This is a genomic window from Bacillus sp. 1735sda2 (genome assembly GCF_024159245.1).
GTDB classification, from domain to species: Bacteria; Bacillota; Bacilli; order Bacillales; family Bacillaceae; genus Bacillus; species Bacillus pumilus_O.
Map to the genome: position 1 here is coordinate 518,427 of NZ_JAMYWZ010000001.1, position 13,559 is coordinate 531,985.

Genomic DNA, 13,559 nt, shown 5'->3' on the forward strand with positions numbered 1-13,559 from the left:
GCCTTAGAAATTGAAGGATCAGCCCTATTGCAAGGGCTGATCTTTTTTGATTTGTTTCACTTTATTCTTGATTTTTAGTATCATATGAGAGGATTGAATCATTCAATAGGGAAGTGTGACGGATGGACACAAATGCCTTTTATAGAGACACATGGGCAGAAATTAATTTATCAGCAATTAAGCATAATGTTTCACATATGAAAGATCATATCGGTCAAAGTGTTCAACTAATGGCTGTGGTGAAAGCCAATGCATATGGACATGGAGATATAGAAGTGGCAAGTGCTGCTCTCAAAGCGGGCGCAGACATTTTAGCCGTCGCCTTTTTAGATGAGGCCGTTTCTTTAAGAAATAAAGGCATCAAAGCACCAATACTTGTACTCGGCGCCGTACCGACTGAATATGTCAAAGTCGCCGTTCGATACAATGTCATCATGACCGCTTACTCCATCGATTGGCTGAAAGACGTCATCAACATGATGGAAGGCCAGATGGGACAACCTATAAGATTTCATTTGAAAATAGACAGCGGAATGAACCGATTAGGTGTGAAAACGATAGAGCAAGTGAACGAAGTGAAAAAGCTTGTCGACGAGCATTCTTATTTACAGCTGGAAGGCGTATTTACTCACTTTGCGACAGCAGATGAAAAGGATGAGGCCTACTTTGATCGCCAGGTTGACACCTTTCAAACACTGCTTGAGCCGCTTCATACGGACAAGCTTCTCGTTCATTGTGCCAACAGTGCAGCAGGTTTAAGGTTTAAAGACGTTTTGTTTAACATGGTTCGCTTCGGCATCAGTATGTACGGGCTGTCACCGTCAGAAGAAATCAAGGATGAATTGCCTTTCAAGCTTGAAGAAGCCATGTCTCTTCATACGAAGCTTGCCCATGTGAAGCACATTCAAAAGGGTGAGAGTGTCAGCTACGGGGCAACGTATACAGCCAATCAAGATACGTGGATCGGCACGGTTCCAGTCGGCTATGCAGATGGATGGATTCGGAAGCTTGCAGGAACGGAAGTACTTGTTGGCGGAAAGCGCCGGAAGATTGCCGGAAGGATTTGTATGGATCAATTCATGGTTGAACTGAAAGACAAGCTTCCAGTGGGCGAGCCGGTCGTTTTAATTGGTAAGCAAGGCGAAGACATGATACCAGTCGATGAAATCGCCAAAAGGCTTGGAACCATTAACTATGAAATCACATGCTCGATTGGTCACCGCGTCCCGAGAGTGTATATAGAGGACGGCAAAAGAGTTCAAGTGCGGAATCCACTCCTTCAAGGCGGACCAAGTTTTTGATAAACAACATTCAAAAGAACGATAGTCAAACTGACTTCGTTCTTTTTTATTCGACAAAAGTAGGGTAAACATTCTCCCTTTTTTAGAGATTTTGGAAATACCGTATGATTTTCGGAAAAAAGCGTATAATGGGAAGGAGGAACTCCATTATCATCTTGATTTACGGGTGGCGAGCCGCTTCATGTTCTAATAAGAAATCATGAAAAAACAGCTTTGCTTGTGCATTGAATAATGGTATGATTAGTCTTGGAATGGATCGATACGGTATCCGTAAGTTTTGTGGAGGTGTATGTTTTTTGTCTGAATCCAGCGCAACAAACGAAATGAAGATTCGACTGCCGGAGACTTTAATGTCTGAGATCGAACGAGTAGCAGAGCAGGATAAGGTAACAAGAAATGAATTGATCTACCGAGCGACAAAAACGTATATTCGTGAACGTAATATTCGACAAAATCGTGAATCGATGAGACGCGGCTACATGGAGATGGCGAAAATTAATCTGAATATCTCTTCAGAGGCACAATACGCAGAATTTGAGGCTGAGAATACAGTTGAGCGATTAGTCAGCGGGGGTTAAACATTTGATTGTTAAACGCGGTGATGTTTACTTTGCTGATTTATCTCCTGTTGTTGGCTCCGAGCAGGGCGGGGTTCGCCCAGTATTGGTGATTCAAAATGACATTGGAAATCGCTTCAGCCCGACTGCTATCGTTGCAGCCATAACAGCCCAAATACAAAAAGCGAAATTACCGACTCACGTCGAAATTAATGCAAAGCGGTACGGCTTTGAACGAGATTCTGTCATTCTTTTAGAACAAATTCGTACAATCGATAAACAAAGACTGACAGATAAAATCACACATCTTGATGATGAGATGATGGAGAAGGTTGATGAAGCCTTACAAGTTAGTTTGGCTCTTATTGATTTTTAATATGGTGAGATATGGTTGCTCTACTGGGAGCAACTTTTTTTGTGTTCAATTTTTATTAACGTTATAATGAAGAAAGACTAAAGAAGAGCTTTAAATGTAAGTAGGGGGTAAAACATGTCGAATCATATCGTGTTAGCTTTTGCAAGAAAGCATCAAAAGGAATTAGAAAAAGAGTGGACGGACATTTTAAAACGACTCGGAGAAAAAGAAACGGACATGATGCTGAACGACAAAATGTATGAAACCATCTGTTCGGAATATGTTCAACTCATCATTACATCTCTTTCAGAGGGGGATAATGAGGATTTTGAAGAAAAAGTGCAAAATTTTGCTTTAAAAATTGTTCAAATGGGTATATCACTTAAGTTACTGGCAAACGGTCTAACGGAAATTCGTACACATTTATATGAAAAAATGAACGATGACAAAGATACAACACAAGAAAGTCATGACCTCATTTGGCAAATCGACCGATTCATCACACCCATCCATAACGAGATTTTAAACCAGTACTCCATCTCATGGGAAAAAACCGTCAGCCTTCAAAAAATTGCGCTGCAGGAACTATCTGCCCCGCTAATCCCAGTATTTGAGCACATCACCGTCATGCCACTTGTTGGAACAATTGATACAGATCGTGCGAAAAAAATTATGGAGAACCTGCTCAATGGTGTCGTCAAACATCGCTCACAGGTCGTCTTAATTGATATCACGGGTGTACCTGTCGTGGACACAATGGTTGCCCACCATATCATACAAGCGTCAGAGGCTGTGAGATTAGTAGGAGCGAAGTGTTTACTTGTCGGGATTCGCCCAGAAATAGCCCAAACGATCGTTAACCTTGGAATTGATTTATCTCAGGTTACAACAAAGAATACCCTTCAAAAAGGAATTCAAACTGCTTTGGAAATGACAAATCGAAAAATTGTTTCATTGGAGGGATAACCAATTGAGAAATCACCCGAAGATTCCAATCTTAAAATTATATAACTGTCTTCTGATTTCAATACAGTGGGAGCTTGATGATCAAACAGCTCTTCACTTTCAAGAAGACTTACTGAATAAAATTCATGAAACAGGAGCAAACGGTGTTGTCATTGATTTAACATCCGTCGATATGATTGATTCATTTATCGCTAAGGTATTAGGCGATGTGATCACCATGTCTAAGCTCATGGGGGCAAAAGTTGTATTAACAGGAATACAACCGGCAGTCGCTGTGACGCTTATTGAACTTGGTATATCGCTGGAAGAAATACAAACAGCACTAGATCTTGAACAAGGGCTTGAGACACTGAAGCGGGAATTGGGGGAATAGATATGAAAGACCAATCCTGTGTAAAAATATTGACGGAATGGGATATAGTCGCAGCAAGACAATTGGGGCGCAATGTTGCAAAAGAACTTGGTTTTGGAACAGTTGACCAAGCAAGAATTACGACGGCCATTTCAGAATTAGCTCGAAACATCTATTTATACGCTGGTAAAGGTCAGATTTGTATAGAAGAAGTGATGGAGCGTGGAAAGCGTGGACTCAAGGTCATCGCAGCCGATGAGGGTCCTGGCATCATGGATATACGTAAAGTGATGGAAGACGGATTTTCTACATCAGGTGGACTCGGAGCAGGCTTGCCGGGCGTCAGAAGACTGATGGATGAATTTAAATTAGATTCTGCACCAGAACAAGGAACGGAGATACAAGCTGTTAAGTGGCTTCGCTAGGAGGGAAACCATGGATTTTAAGGAGGTAATGGAGCAGCGGTACCATCAGCTGCTCAGTCGTTATATCAGTGATTTAACTGAAACATCGCTTTATCAAGCTCAAAAATTTAGCCGTAAAACCATTGAGCATCAAATACCTCCTGAAGAAATAGTGAGTGTTCACCGAAAAGTGATTCAGGAGCTTTACCCTGATTTGCCGGAAGATGTTTTTCATTCACTAGACTTCTTAATTGAAGTCATGATTGGGTACGGACTTGCCTATCAGGAACATTTAACACTTAGAGGCATCCAGCAAGAAATTAAATCAGAAATTGAAATTGCTGCAAATGTTCAGCAAACCCTTCTGGAAACGAAAATTCCAGAAGGAGATACGTTCGATATTGGGGCGATCAGTGTACCGGCAAAACAGATGAGTGGAGATTATTACCACTTTGTGACGGATCACGATACGATTAATATCGCGATCGCAGATGTCATTGGAAAGGGAATCCCGGCTGCGCTTTGTATGTCGATGATCAAATATGCGATGGATTCCTTGCCAGAGTCAGGGAGCGGCCCAACTAAAGTGCTGAAAACCCTAAATCGTGTTGTCGAGCAAAACGTAGACCCAAGTATGTTTATCACCATGTTTTATGGCAGCTATAATAAAGCAACACATGAATTTAAATATGCATCGGCTGGTCATGAGCCGGGCTTTTTCTATTGCAATAAAGAGAATCAATTTTACGATTTAGATGCAAAAGGGCTTGTCCTTGGGATCGCACCAGATTTTGATTATAAGCAGTATGAGAAGCATCTGGACGTAGGAGATATGGTGATCTTATTCTCTGATGGTGTCACAGAATCTAAATCAGAGGACGGTTTCTTAGAGCGTGAGGATATCAAAGCGCTGATATCAAAGAACCTATCCTATTCAGCTCAGGAAATGGTGGATGCCATCTATGACAGCTTACTTAAGCTGCAAGAATTCCAGCTGCATGATGATTTTACGTTACTTGTCCTTAAAAGGAAGGTTTAGAAAGTGCATAGACGGGTATATAAAATTCAAGGAAACAAGAATTTCGAGGTGAATGCATAATGAATATGTCTGTAAAAGAGCATCAAATAGATCAAAAAACGAAAATTAGTGTCAGTGGAGAAATCGATGTGTACTCTGCTCCTCAGCTAAGAGAAACACTTATGCCTAAAGCCGAGGCGGGAGAGCATCTTGAGATCTGTTTGAAGGATGTTACGTATATGGATAGTACAGGATTAGGTGTATTTGTTGGGCTGTTTAAAGCAGCTCAAAAAGCAGGCGGAACACTAAAGCTTGAAAACTTATCAGATCGGCTTGTAAGGTTGTTTGAAATTACTGGATTAAAGGACATCATTGACATTTCTGCAAAGTCAGAGGGTGGGGTACAATGAACGAAACAGTAGATCTAATCGAGATGAAAATACCGGCGAAACCAGAATATGTAGGCATCATTCGCCTGACTCTTTCAGGCGTAGCGAGCCGAATGGGCTATGTCTACGAAGAGATTGAAGACTTAAAAATTGCCGTCAGTGAGGCTTGTACAAATGCAGTTCAGCATGCCTATAAAGGAAAAGACGGTGAAGATGGAGAGGTAGCTGTTCGCTTTCTTGTCTACGAAGATCGTCTAGAAATCATTGTCGCTGACAAAGGCGGTAGCTTTGACTTTAAGCAAAAGCAAGAAGACCTCGGACCGTATACAACTGCTCATACGGTGGATCAATTGGCAGAAGGAGGTCTTGGTTTATACTTAATGCAAACATTGATGGATGAAGTCGAGGTGCAAGCAAACTCCGGAGTTACCGTTGCGATGACAAAGTTTTTAAACAGGGAGCGAGTTGACCATGACACAACCATCCAAAACTATGAAACTAACTAAAGATGAAGTGGATCGCCTTATCCAAAGCTATCAATCCAATCAAGATGAGCAGGCGCAGCTCACGCTGGTCGAATGCTATACAAACTTGGTCGATATGCTGGCAAAAAAATATTCAAAAGGAAAAAGCTTTCATGAGGATCTCAGACAAGTTGGAATGATTGGTTTACTTGGCGCCATTAAGCGATACGATCCGCTCGTCGGTAAATCATTTGAAGCCTTTGCTATTCCAACCATTATCGGAGAAATCAAACGCTTTTTACGAGATAAAACATGGAGTGTCCATGTACCAAGGCGAATCAAAGAGCTTGGACCAAGAATCAAGATGGCCGTTGATCATCTAACAACAGAGACGCAAAAGTCACCGAAAGTCCAAGAAATTGCAGAATACCTAGATGTGACAGAGGAAGAAGTTCTAGAAACCATGGAGATGGGCAAAAGCTATCAAGCACTGTCTGTTGACCAAGGCGTAGAGGCTGATTCTGAAGGAAGTACAGTCACCATTTTAGACGTTGTCGGCTCACAAGAAGAGGGCTACGAGCGTGTAAACCAAAAAATGATGCTTGAGAGTGTGCTTCATGTTCTGACAGATCGAGAAAAAGAGATTATCAATCTGACTTATTTACAAAATAAGAGTCAGAAAGAAACAGGCGATTTACTAGGGATATCCCAAATGCATGTATCGAGACTGCAACGGAAGGCAGTTAAAAAGCTACGAGATGCATTATCAGAAGATGCGTCTATGGAGCTAGGGTAATGAAACAGATTGAACAGCATGAGCATGTGAATGCCATTATCTATCAATCGAATAAAGAAGGGAAATCATGCTGCGGGGACAGTTTTTTTATTAAAGCAGATGATGAAGAACTAATTTGTGCTGTGGCAGACGGATTAGGCAGCGGTCAGTTCGCCAATGAATCATCTTCTTTAGTCAGCGAAATTGTCGAAGAATATGGACATGAGGATATGACGACCCTCATCGACAGATGCAATCAGGCGATGAAAAATAAACGCGGAGCCACTGTTGGGATCTTAAAGGTGAATTTTTCCCAGCAGCAGTTTACCTATTGTTCGGTTGGTAATATTCGGTTCATCTTGAATGCCCCTTCTGGCGACTATATTTATCCACTTCCGACATCAGGATACTTATCAGGGAAACCTAGAAAATATAAAACATACACCTATTCCTACGAAAAAGGATCGACATTCATTATGTATTCAGACGGACTGAATGTGCCAAACATGAGAATGTGTTTAAAGCATAGTCATTCAGTTGAAGATATTGCCAAACAGCTTGAAACATATACACAAGACAAGAAGGACGATCTCACCTATGTACTTGGTCAGCTCACGTAAAATAGCTGACCTTTTTTCTGTTTTACCGATTTTTTTGATACACTAAAAGAGAAGACACAGTGAGAGGATGCAAAGTATGAAGACATCTGACTTTTTATTGAAACAAATTGCAACAGAATTAAAGCTTTCAACCAAACAAATTGAAAGTGTCATCAAGCTCTTAGAGGATGGCAACACCGTCCCGTTTATTGCCCGTTACCGGAAAGAGCAGACAGGCTCGCTGGATGAGGTGCAAATTCAAACCATTTCAGAGCGCTATACATATATCCAAAATGTCATGAACCGAAAAGAAGAAGTCATCCGGTTAATCGCAGAACAAGACAAACTGACAGATGAATTAAAACAAAAAATTGAGCAGGCTCATAAACTGCAAGATGTCGAAGATTTATACCGGCCATTCAAACAAAAACGTAAAACAAAGGCAAATGTAGCCAAAGCAAAAGGACTTGAGCCACTGGCGGAATATATACTCACATTGCCAAGCGATGAGATCGAGAAAAAGGCCGCTTCTTTTATCAACGAAGAAAAGGAAGTAACAAGTGTAGAAGAGGCGCTTGAAGGTGCGCAGCACATCATTGCTGAACAGCTGACAGATGATCCTGATATGCGGAAATGGATTCGCAGCGAAACATACCAAAAGGGTAGTCTGATCACATCAGGAAAAGACATCGAAAACGATGAGAAAAATGTCTATGAAATGTATTACGATTATCAAGAGCCGATCAAAAAGATAGTGCCTCACCGTGTACTAGCGGTTAATCGCGGAGAGAAAGAAGGCATCTTAAAGGCAGCCATCGAGCCGCCTGCTGAAAATATTCGTTTCTATCTCGACAAACAAGTCATAAAAGGCAAACAGACGACGTCGAGACCGTTTATCGAAGCGGCAATTGACGATGCGTATAAGCGCCTCATCCAGCCTTCCATCGAACGAGAAATTCGCAAAGAGCTGACAGAAAAAGCAGAAGAACAAGCGATTCATATTTTCGCTGAAAACTTAAGAAAACTGCTGCTTCAGCCGCCGATGAAAGGGAAGCGTGTACTTGGAGTCGATCCTGCATTTCGTACAGGCTGTAAGTTAGCCGTCGTGGATGATACAGGTAAAGTCCATCATATCGGCGTCATTTACCCGCATCCGCCAGTGCAGAAAAAAGCGGAAGCGAAACAAAAAGTGAAAGAGATCATTCAATCATCAAATATTGAAGTCATTGCAATTGGAAACGGAACAGCCTCAAGAGAGACTGAACAATTCATTGCAGACCTCATTCAAGAGCTGGATCAGCCAGTCTCCTATTTGATTGTGAATGAAGCAGGAGCAAGTGTATACTCTGCGTCTGCACTGGCGAGAGAAGAGTTTCCAGACCTGCAAGTCGAAGAACGAAGCGCTATATCCATTGCTCGAAGATTACAAGATCCTTTAGCAGAGCTCGTGAAAATTGATCCGAAATCTGTCGGGGTAGGCCAATACCAGCATGACGTGAGCCAAAAGCAATTAAACAGCTCGTTAACCTTCGTGGTGGAGACGGTCGTCAACCAAGTCGGTGTGAACGTCAATACGGCTTCACAGGCGCTGCTGCAATATGTGTCAGGTCTTTCAAAAGCCGTCGCAGGAAATATCATCAAACGCCGCGAAGAGATTGGAAGATTCACAAGCAGAAAAGAGCTAAAGGACATTCCGAGACTTGGGGCAAAGACTTATGAGCAGTGTATCGGTTTCCTGCGCATCGCAGATGGACAGGATCCACTCGATCGGACAGGTATTCACCCAGAGAGCTATAAAGAAACAAAACAGTTCTTACGCATGATCAAGATGACGCCAGATGATCTTGGCACAGAGCAGTTAAAGGAGAAAATCGCAGAGGTTAAGCTGGATGAAGCAGCAGAGCAGCTTGATATTGGCATCATCACACTACAAGATATCGTCGATCAGCTGACAAGACCTGAGCGTGATCCGCGCGATGAAGTACCAAAACCTCTTTTGAAAACAGATGTGTTGAAATTGGAGGACTTGAAGCAAGGAATGGAGCTGCAAGGAACGGTAAGAAACGTCGTAGACTTCGGCGCATTCGTTGATATTGGCGTCAAGCAGGACGGGCTTGTCCATATTTCTAAGCTCAGCAACCGTTTTGTAAAGCACCCGCTTGACGTTGTATCAGTTGGTGACATTGTGACTGTATGGGTGGACTCCGTTGACCAGGCAAAAGGCCGCGTTGCCCTCTCCATGCTGAAACCAGAATAAACAAAAAAACGAGGCGCACCTCAGGATGGGGTGTGCCTTGATGCGACTGAATGTTTTTTTCTGTAGAAGTACCAGCATTGATTTAGCAACTTGATTTGGTAATGATTTTTTTCAAAAAAAGCCTTCTGCATCTGATTTTTCAGCCAGTTGGGCATCGCCCATTCCTCCTTTGGTCGAAACAGTGGGTGTACCTTCAATGTATGCAAAGGGGAAATTGTCCCGTTCGAGGTTTTTATAGAAAGGAACGATCTTGATTGAAGGAGAGCGAGCTACAGCAGTTAACAGAACATATTTCTGAGCAGTTCTTTGGTAAGACATTCCGCCACCAGGCTGTTTTTAATGACCGTCTCAAAACGACAGGCGGGCGGTATTTACTTGGAACACACAATATCGAACTGAACCGCCGATACCTAGAGGAACATGGACGAGAAGAATTAATCGGAATCATCAAGCATGAGCTGTGTCATTATCATCTGCATCTTGAGGGGAAAGGCTATCAGCATCGTGACCGTTCCTTTAAAGATTTATTACAACAAGTAGGAGCCCCGCGTTTTTGTACACCGCTAAAGACCGTACAAAATAAAAGACGTGTACAGAAACGACAAGAATATGTTTGCACAGGATGCGGTCAGTATTTTATTAGAAAAAGGCGAATTGATACCTCTCGTTATGTGTGCGGCGTCTGCAAAGGAAAATTAAAATGGCAGCGTACAATCGGTTCAGATTGATAAGCATTCCTTTATGGGATGCTTTTTTTTGTGAGAAGAAGTAGACATATTGAGACAAATAGAGATTCAAGTCTCATTTTGTCTCTTTTTTGATCGAAGTGATCCGCTCAAAACTTAAGTTTTCAAGTGCCGTGATGTTGGCACGCTTTTTGCTTGTATAGAAGTGCAAGCAAAAAAGATAGGAGGTTTTATCATGGAAATGGCACTCACAAAAGAAAAAGCCGTTTGGATGTATCAAAAAATGCAGGAAATTCGCCAATTTGAAGATCAAGTACACACTCTTTTTACAAAAGGGATCTTGCCAGGATTTGTCCATCTTTATGCTGGTGAAGAAGCTGTTGCTGTAGGTGTCTGCGCTCATCTGAATGAACAAGACAGTATTACAAGTACACATCGCGGCCACGGTCATTGTATCGCGAAGGGCTGTGATCTAAAAGGAATGATGGCAGAAATCTATGGAAAAGCCACAGGTCTTTGTAAAGGAAAAGGTGGATCTATGCACATTGCAGATTTTGATAAAGGAATGCTAGGTGCCAACGGAATTGTTGGAGGTGGCTTTCCACTTGCGTGCGGGGCAGCCCTTACGGCTAAATATAAAAAGACAAATAATGTAAGCGTTTGCTTTTTTGGGGACGGTGCTAACAATCAAGGGACTTTTCACGAAGGAATCAATCTCGCGGCCATCTGGAAACTGCCAGTCATTTTCATCGCAGAAAACAATGGGTACGGGGAAGCGACGCCATTTTCTTATGCTTCAAGCTGCAAATCAATCGTAGATCGAGCGGCCGGTTATGACATTCCTGGGATTCAAGTAGATGGAAAAGATGTGATGGCTGTTTATCAAGCCGCAGAACAAGCGATAGAACGAGCAAAAAATGGGGAAGGTCCGACATTGATTGAATGCATGACATATCGGAATTATGGTCATTTTGAAGGAGACGCTCAGCGCTACAAAACCAATCAAGAAAAAACCGAACATCAAGAAGAGAGAGATGCGATCGCTCTTTTTAAAAATGAATTAATCAAGCAGCAGCTGCTGACGAATGGAGAGCTATCAAATATTGAAGCGGCTGTAGCAGATGCGATAGATGAAGCCGTAAGATTCAGTGAAGAAAGTGAATATCCCGATCATACGGAATTGCTGACTGATGTGTATGTTTCGTATCAATAAATCTGAAAGGGGAGAGGGAAATGGCAAGGGAAATTAGCATGTCTAGTGCTTTGAATGAAGCGATTAAACTGGCAATGAGAAGAGACGAAGATGTCATTTTAATGGGGGAAGATGTTGCGGGAGGCGCTCATGTAGATCACTTACAAGATGATGAAGCATGGGGCGGTGTTCTTGGTGTAACGAAAGGAATCGTCCAGGAATTTGGACGTGAGCGTGTCCTTGATACACCAATTAGTGAAGCTGGCTATGTAGGCGCAGCCATGGCAGCTGCTTCAACAGGGCTAAGACCAATTCCGGAACTTATGTTTAATGATTTTATCGGTACTTGTCTCGACCAAGTGCTGAATCAAGGGGCAAAATTTCGGTACATGTTTGGCGGAAAAGCAGAGGTGCCAATCACAATTAGAACGACACATGGGGCGGGTTTTAGAGCAGCAGCTCAGCACTCGCAAAGTTTGTATGCGCTATTTACAAGCATCCCAGGATTGAAAGTAGTTGTACCTTCTTCCCCTTATGATGCCAAAGGGCTGCTGCTGGCAGCGATTGAGGATCAGGACCCTGTCATCTTTTTTGAAGACAAGACGCTTTACAATATCACAGGAGATGTGCCGGAAAGGTATTACACACTGCCGCTTGGGAAAGCAGATGTGAAGAGAGAGGGATCTGATGTAACCATCTTTGCAGTAGGCAAACAAGTGCATACAGCACTCGAAGCGGCAGAGCAATTAGCTGCCCAAGGTATTGAAGCGGAAGTGATTGATCCAAGAAGCTTGTCGCCGCTTGATGAAGAGGCCATTCTGACTTCAGTAGAAAAAACAAATCGACTTGTCATTGTCGATGAAGCAAATCCAAGGTGCGGAATTGCCGCAGATATCTCTTCTTTGGTTGCGGATAAAGGATTTGATTTACTTGACGCGCCAATCAAAAAAGTGACGGCTCCTCATACGCCGGTACCATTTTCACCACCTCTTGAAGATATATATCTGCCAACACCTGATAAAGTTGTGAACACTGTATTAGAGATGATTGGCAAGAGTCATGACAAGATCTTGAACTAGAGAAAGGAGAGAGGGAGATGGCTGTCGAAGTTGTGATGCCTAAATTGGGCATGTCGATGAAAGAAGGAACGGTATCTGTCTGGAATAAAGAGGTCGGTGAGACCGTAAATAAAGGAGAAAGCATTGCAAGCATCAACTCAGAAAAAATTGAAATGGAGATTGAATCACCTGCTGAAGGAACCATATTGGATATAAAAGTGCCCGAGGGAGAAGGTGTACCGCCTGGCACGGTCATCTGCTATATCGGTGAAGGAAATGAACAAGTGAAGGAAAAGAAAGAAAGAGACATCCAGCCAAAACCAAAGAAAGAGAGAAAGAAAATCTCCCCTGTTGCCCGCAAAATGGCGAATAGCGCCAACTTAGACATTGATACGCTGGTGGGGACAGGACCAGGTGGAAGAATTACGAAAGAGGATGTACTAAATGCCCTTCCTGAACGGAAAGAGACAAAACAAAACGAGACAGAGCATCAGCCAATGAACATGATGCGGAAAACAATTGCCTCAAGAATGATGGAAAGCCTGCAAACAAGTGCACAATTAACCATTACGATGAAAGCGGACGTGACAAAACTGACAAACTTACAACAACAGCTGAATGAAACAGCCATCGCACGTTACGAGACAAAGTTGACCATCACCGATTTTGTAGCCAAAGCAGCGATCCTTTCGTTGTTAGAACATCCTGCAATGAATAGTCAATATCATAACGGAGTTGTGGAAACCTTTGAGAATGTTCATCTTGGGATTGCTGCTGCGTTAGATAACGGATTGGCTGTACCAGTCATTCAGCATGCGGAGCGGTTAACGCTGATAGAGCTGGCGAAGAGCATTAAATTGTATGGCAAAAAAGCACGAGAAGGAAAGCTTCTTCATGACGAAATCAGAGGTTCTACCTTTACCATCACCAATCTTGGAGCGTATGGCGTAGAGCATTTCACGCCAATTTTGAATCCGCCGGAAGCGGGGATCCTTGGTATCGGAACAATGTATGACACCCCTGTTTATCGAGAGGATGAATTGTGTAAAGGAACCATCTTGCCACTCAGTCTTACGTTTGACCACCGCGTGCTGGACGGGGCACCTGCGTCTGCATTTTTATCAACGGTCAAAGCACACTTAGAAGAACCAATATCCATTCTTTTATAGGAAGAAGGTGAATGTAC

The 13,559-nt window shown here is 42.7% G+C and carries 17 protein-coding genes; 16 read left to right on the forward strand and 1 reads right to left on the reverse strand.

Features of this window, described 5'->3' with window-relative positions:
• The first annotated feature begins 122 nt into the window (after nt 1–122).
• The 12 genes from alr to NKR21_RS02540 all read left to right on the forward strand — a co-directional run bounded on the left by alr (nt 123) and on the right by NKR21_RS02540 (nt 9,437).
• Nucleotides 123–1,301: an alanine racemase gene (alr, locus tag NKR21_RS02485; RefSeq protein WP_144456989.1), complete on the forward strand. Its 1,179-nt coding sequence runs from the start codon at nt 123–125 to the stop codon at nt 1,299–1,301.
• Nucleotides 1,302–1,597: 296 nt separating this feature from the next.
• On the forward strand, nt 1,598–1,879 hold the full coding sequence (locus NKR21_RS02490; RefSeq protein ID WP_012008995.1) for a hypothetical protein: 282 nt from the start codon (nt 1,598–1,600) through the stop codon (nt 1,877–1,879).
• A 4-nt stretch (nt 1,880–1,883) separates the two neighbouring features.
• Nucleotides 1,884–2,234: a type II toxin-antitoxin system endoribonuclease NdoA gene (gene ndoA / locus NKR21_RS02495; RefSeq protein ID WP_003214169.1), complete on the forward strand. Its 351-nt coding sequence runs from the start codon at nt 1,884–1,886 to the stop codon at nt 2,232–2,234.
• Between the two features lie 114 nt (nt 2,235–2,348).
• Nucleotides 2,349–3,179 (forward strand): RsbT co-antagonist protein RsbRA, encoded by an 831-nt coding sequence (locus tag NKR21_RS02500; RefSeq protein WP_012008996.1) that lies wholly within the window; start codon nt 2,349–2,351, stop codon nt 3,177–3,179.
• A gap of 4 nt (nt 3,180–3,183) precedes the next feature.
• On the forward strand, nt 3,184–3,552 hold the full coding sequence (rsbS, locus tag NKR21_RS02505; RefSeq protein WP_003214235.1) for an RsbT antagonist protein RsbS: 369 nt from the start codon (nt 3,184–3,186) through the stop codon (nt 3,550–3,552).
• Between the two features lie 2 nt (nt 3,553–3,554).
• Complete coding sequence (locus tag NKR21_RS02510; protein WP_003214085.1) at nt 3,555–3,956, forward strand: anti-sigma regulatory factor; 402 nt, start codon at nt 3,555–3,557, stop codon at nt 3,954–3,956.
• Between the two features lie 10 nt (nt 3,957–3,966).
• Entirely contained in the window at nt 3,967–4,974 is a 1,008-nt protein-coding gene (locus NKR21_RS02515; RefSeq protein ID WP_144456987.1) for a PP2C family protein-serine/threonine phosphatase, read from the forward strand.
• Between the two features lie 59 nt (nt 4,975–5,033).
• Nucleotides 5,034–5,363 (forward strand): anti-sigma factor antagonist, encoded by a 330-nt coding sequence (locus tag NKR21_RS02520; RefSeq protein WP_012008998.1) that lies wholly within the window; start codon nt 5,034–5,036, stop codon nt 5,361–5,363.
• The gene (gene rsbW / locus NKR21_RS02525) at nt 5,360–5,848 is read left to right on the forward strand and encodes an anti-sigma B factor RsbW (protein ID WP_012008999.1); all 489 of its coding nucleotides are present in this window, start codon (nt 5,360–5,362) and stop codon (nt 5,846–5,848) included. Before NKR21_RS02520 ends, rsbW begins: the two co-directional genes overlap by 4 nt.
• A complete protein-coding gene (gene sigB / locus NKR21_RS02530) occupies nt 5,814–6,602 on the forward strand; it encodes an RNA polymerase sigma factor SigB (protein WP_012009000.1) in 789 nt (262 codons plus the stop codon). The genes rsbW and sigB overlap by 35 nt, the downstream gene beginning before the upstream one ends.
• Nucleotides 6,602–7,201, forward strand: coding sequence for a PP2C family serine/threonine-protein phosphatase (locus tag NKR21_RS02535; RefSeq protein WP_012009001.1), 600 nt, complete (start codon nt 6,602–6,604; stop codon nt 7,199–7,201). Before sigB ends, NKR21_RS02535 begins: the two co-directional genes overlap by 1 nt.
• Nucleotides 7,202–7,277: 76 nt before the next feature.
• A complete protein-coding gene (locus tag NKR21_RS02540) occupies nt 7,278–9,437 on the forward strand; it encodes a Tex family protein (RefSeq protein WP_144456985.1) in 2,160 nt (719 codons plus the stop codon).
• A 20-nt stretch (nt 9,438–9,457) separates the two neighbouring features.
• Here NKR21_RS02540 and cmpA read toward each other — a convergent pair whose 3' ends face one another.
• A complete protein-coding gene (gene cmpA / locus NKR21_RS02545) occupies nt 9,458–9,592 on the reverse strand; it encodes a cortex morphogenetic protein CmpA (RefSeq protein ID WP_012009003.1) in 135 nt (44 codons plus the stop codon).
• 99 nt (nt 9,593–9,691) lie between these two features.
• Here cmpA and NKR21_RS02550 point away from each other — a divergent pair, with 99 nt between their 5' ends.
• The 4 genes from NKR21_RS02550 (at nt 9,692) to NKR21_RS02565 (ending at nt 13,542) form a co-directional block, all read left to right on the forward strand.
• Entirely contained in the window at nt 9,692–10,165 is a 474-nt protein-coding gene (locus NKR21_RS02550; protein WP_012009004.1) for a SprT family protein, read from the forward strand.
• 193 nt (nt 10,166–10,358) lie between these two features.
• Nucleotides 10,359–11,336, forward strand: a complete 978-nt coding sequence (locus NKR21_RS02555; protein WP_012009005.1) for a thiamine pyrophosphate-dependent dehydrogenase E1 component subunit alpha — start codon at nt 10,359–10,361, stop codon at nt 11,334–11,336.
• Between the two features lie 20 nt (nt 11,337–11,356).
• Entirely contained in the window at nt 11,357–12,394 is a 1,038-nt protein-coding gene (locus NKR21_RS02560) for an alpha-ketoacid dehydrogenase subunit beta (RefSeq protein WP_144456984.1), read from the forward strand.
• A gap of 17 nt (nt 12,395–12,411) precedes the next feature.
• On the forward strand, nt 12,412–13,542 hold the full coding sequence (locus tag NKR21_RS02565) for a dihydrolipoamide acetyltransferase family protein (RefSeq protein WP_144456982.1): 1,131 nt from the start codon (nt 12,412–12,414) through the stop codon (nt 13,540–13,542).
• Nucleotides 13,543–13,559: the final 17 nt, after the last annotated feature.

Excerpts from the sequence above, each read along its gene's own strand:
- NKR21_RS02500 (WP_012008996.1), top strand. The coding sequence starts at position 2,349 with ATGTCGAATCATATCGTGTTAGCTTTTGCAAGAAAGCATCAAAAGGAA.
- NKR21_RS02565 (WP_144456982.1), top strand. The coding sequence starts at position 12,412 with ATGGCTGTCGAAGTTGTGATGCCTAAATTGGGCATGTCGATGAAAGAA.
- NKR21_RS02510 (WP_003214085.1), top strand. The coding sequence starts at position 3,555 with ATGAAAGACCAATCCTGTGTAAAAATATTGACGGAATGGGATATAGTC.
- cmpA (WP_012009003.1), bottom strand. The coding sequence starts at position 9,592 with ATGCCCAACTGGCTGAAAAATCAGATGCAGAAGGCTTTTTTTGAAAAA.
- NKR21_RS02535 (WP_012009001.1), top strand. The coding sequence starts at position 6,602 with ATGAAACAGATTGAACAGCATGAGCATGTGAATGCCATTATCTATCAA.
- rsbW (WP_012008999.1), top strand. The coding sequence starts at position 5,360 with ATGAACGAAACAGTAGATCTAATCGAGATGAAAATACCGGCGAAACCA.
- NKR21_RS02560 (WP_144456984.1), top strand. The coding sequence starts at position 11,357 with ATGGCAAGGGAAATTAGCATGTCTAGTGCTTTGAATGAAGCGATTAAA.
- sigB (WP_012009000.1), top strand. The coding sequence starts at position 5,814 with ATGACACAACCATCCAAAACTATGAAACTAACTAAAGATGAAGTGGAT.
- NKR21_RS02540 (WP_144456985.1), top strand. The coding sequence starts at position 7,278 with ATGAAGACATCTGACTTTTTATTGAAACAAATTGCAACAGAATTAAAG.
- NKR21_RS02555 (WP_012009005.1), top strand. The coding sequence starts at position 10,359 with ATGGAAATGGCACTCACAAAAGAAAAAGCCGTTTGGATGTATCAAAAA.
- NKR21_RS02515 (WP_144456987.1), top strand. The coding sequence starts at position 3,967 with ATGGATTTTAAGGAGGTAATGGAGCAGCGGTACCATCAGCTGCTCAGT.
- NKR21_RS02520 (WP_012008998.1), top strand. The coding sequence starts at position 5,034 with ATGAATATGTCTGTAAAAGAGCATCAAATAGATCAAAAAACGAAAATT.
- alr (WP_144456989.1), top strand. The coding sequence starts at position 123 with ATGGACACAAATGCCTTTTATAGAGACACATGGGCAGAAATTAATTTA.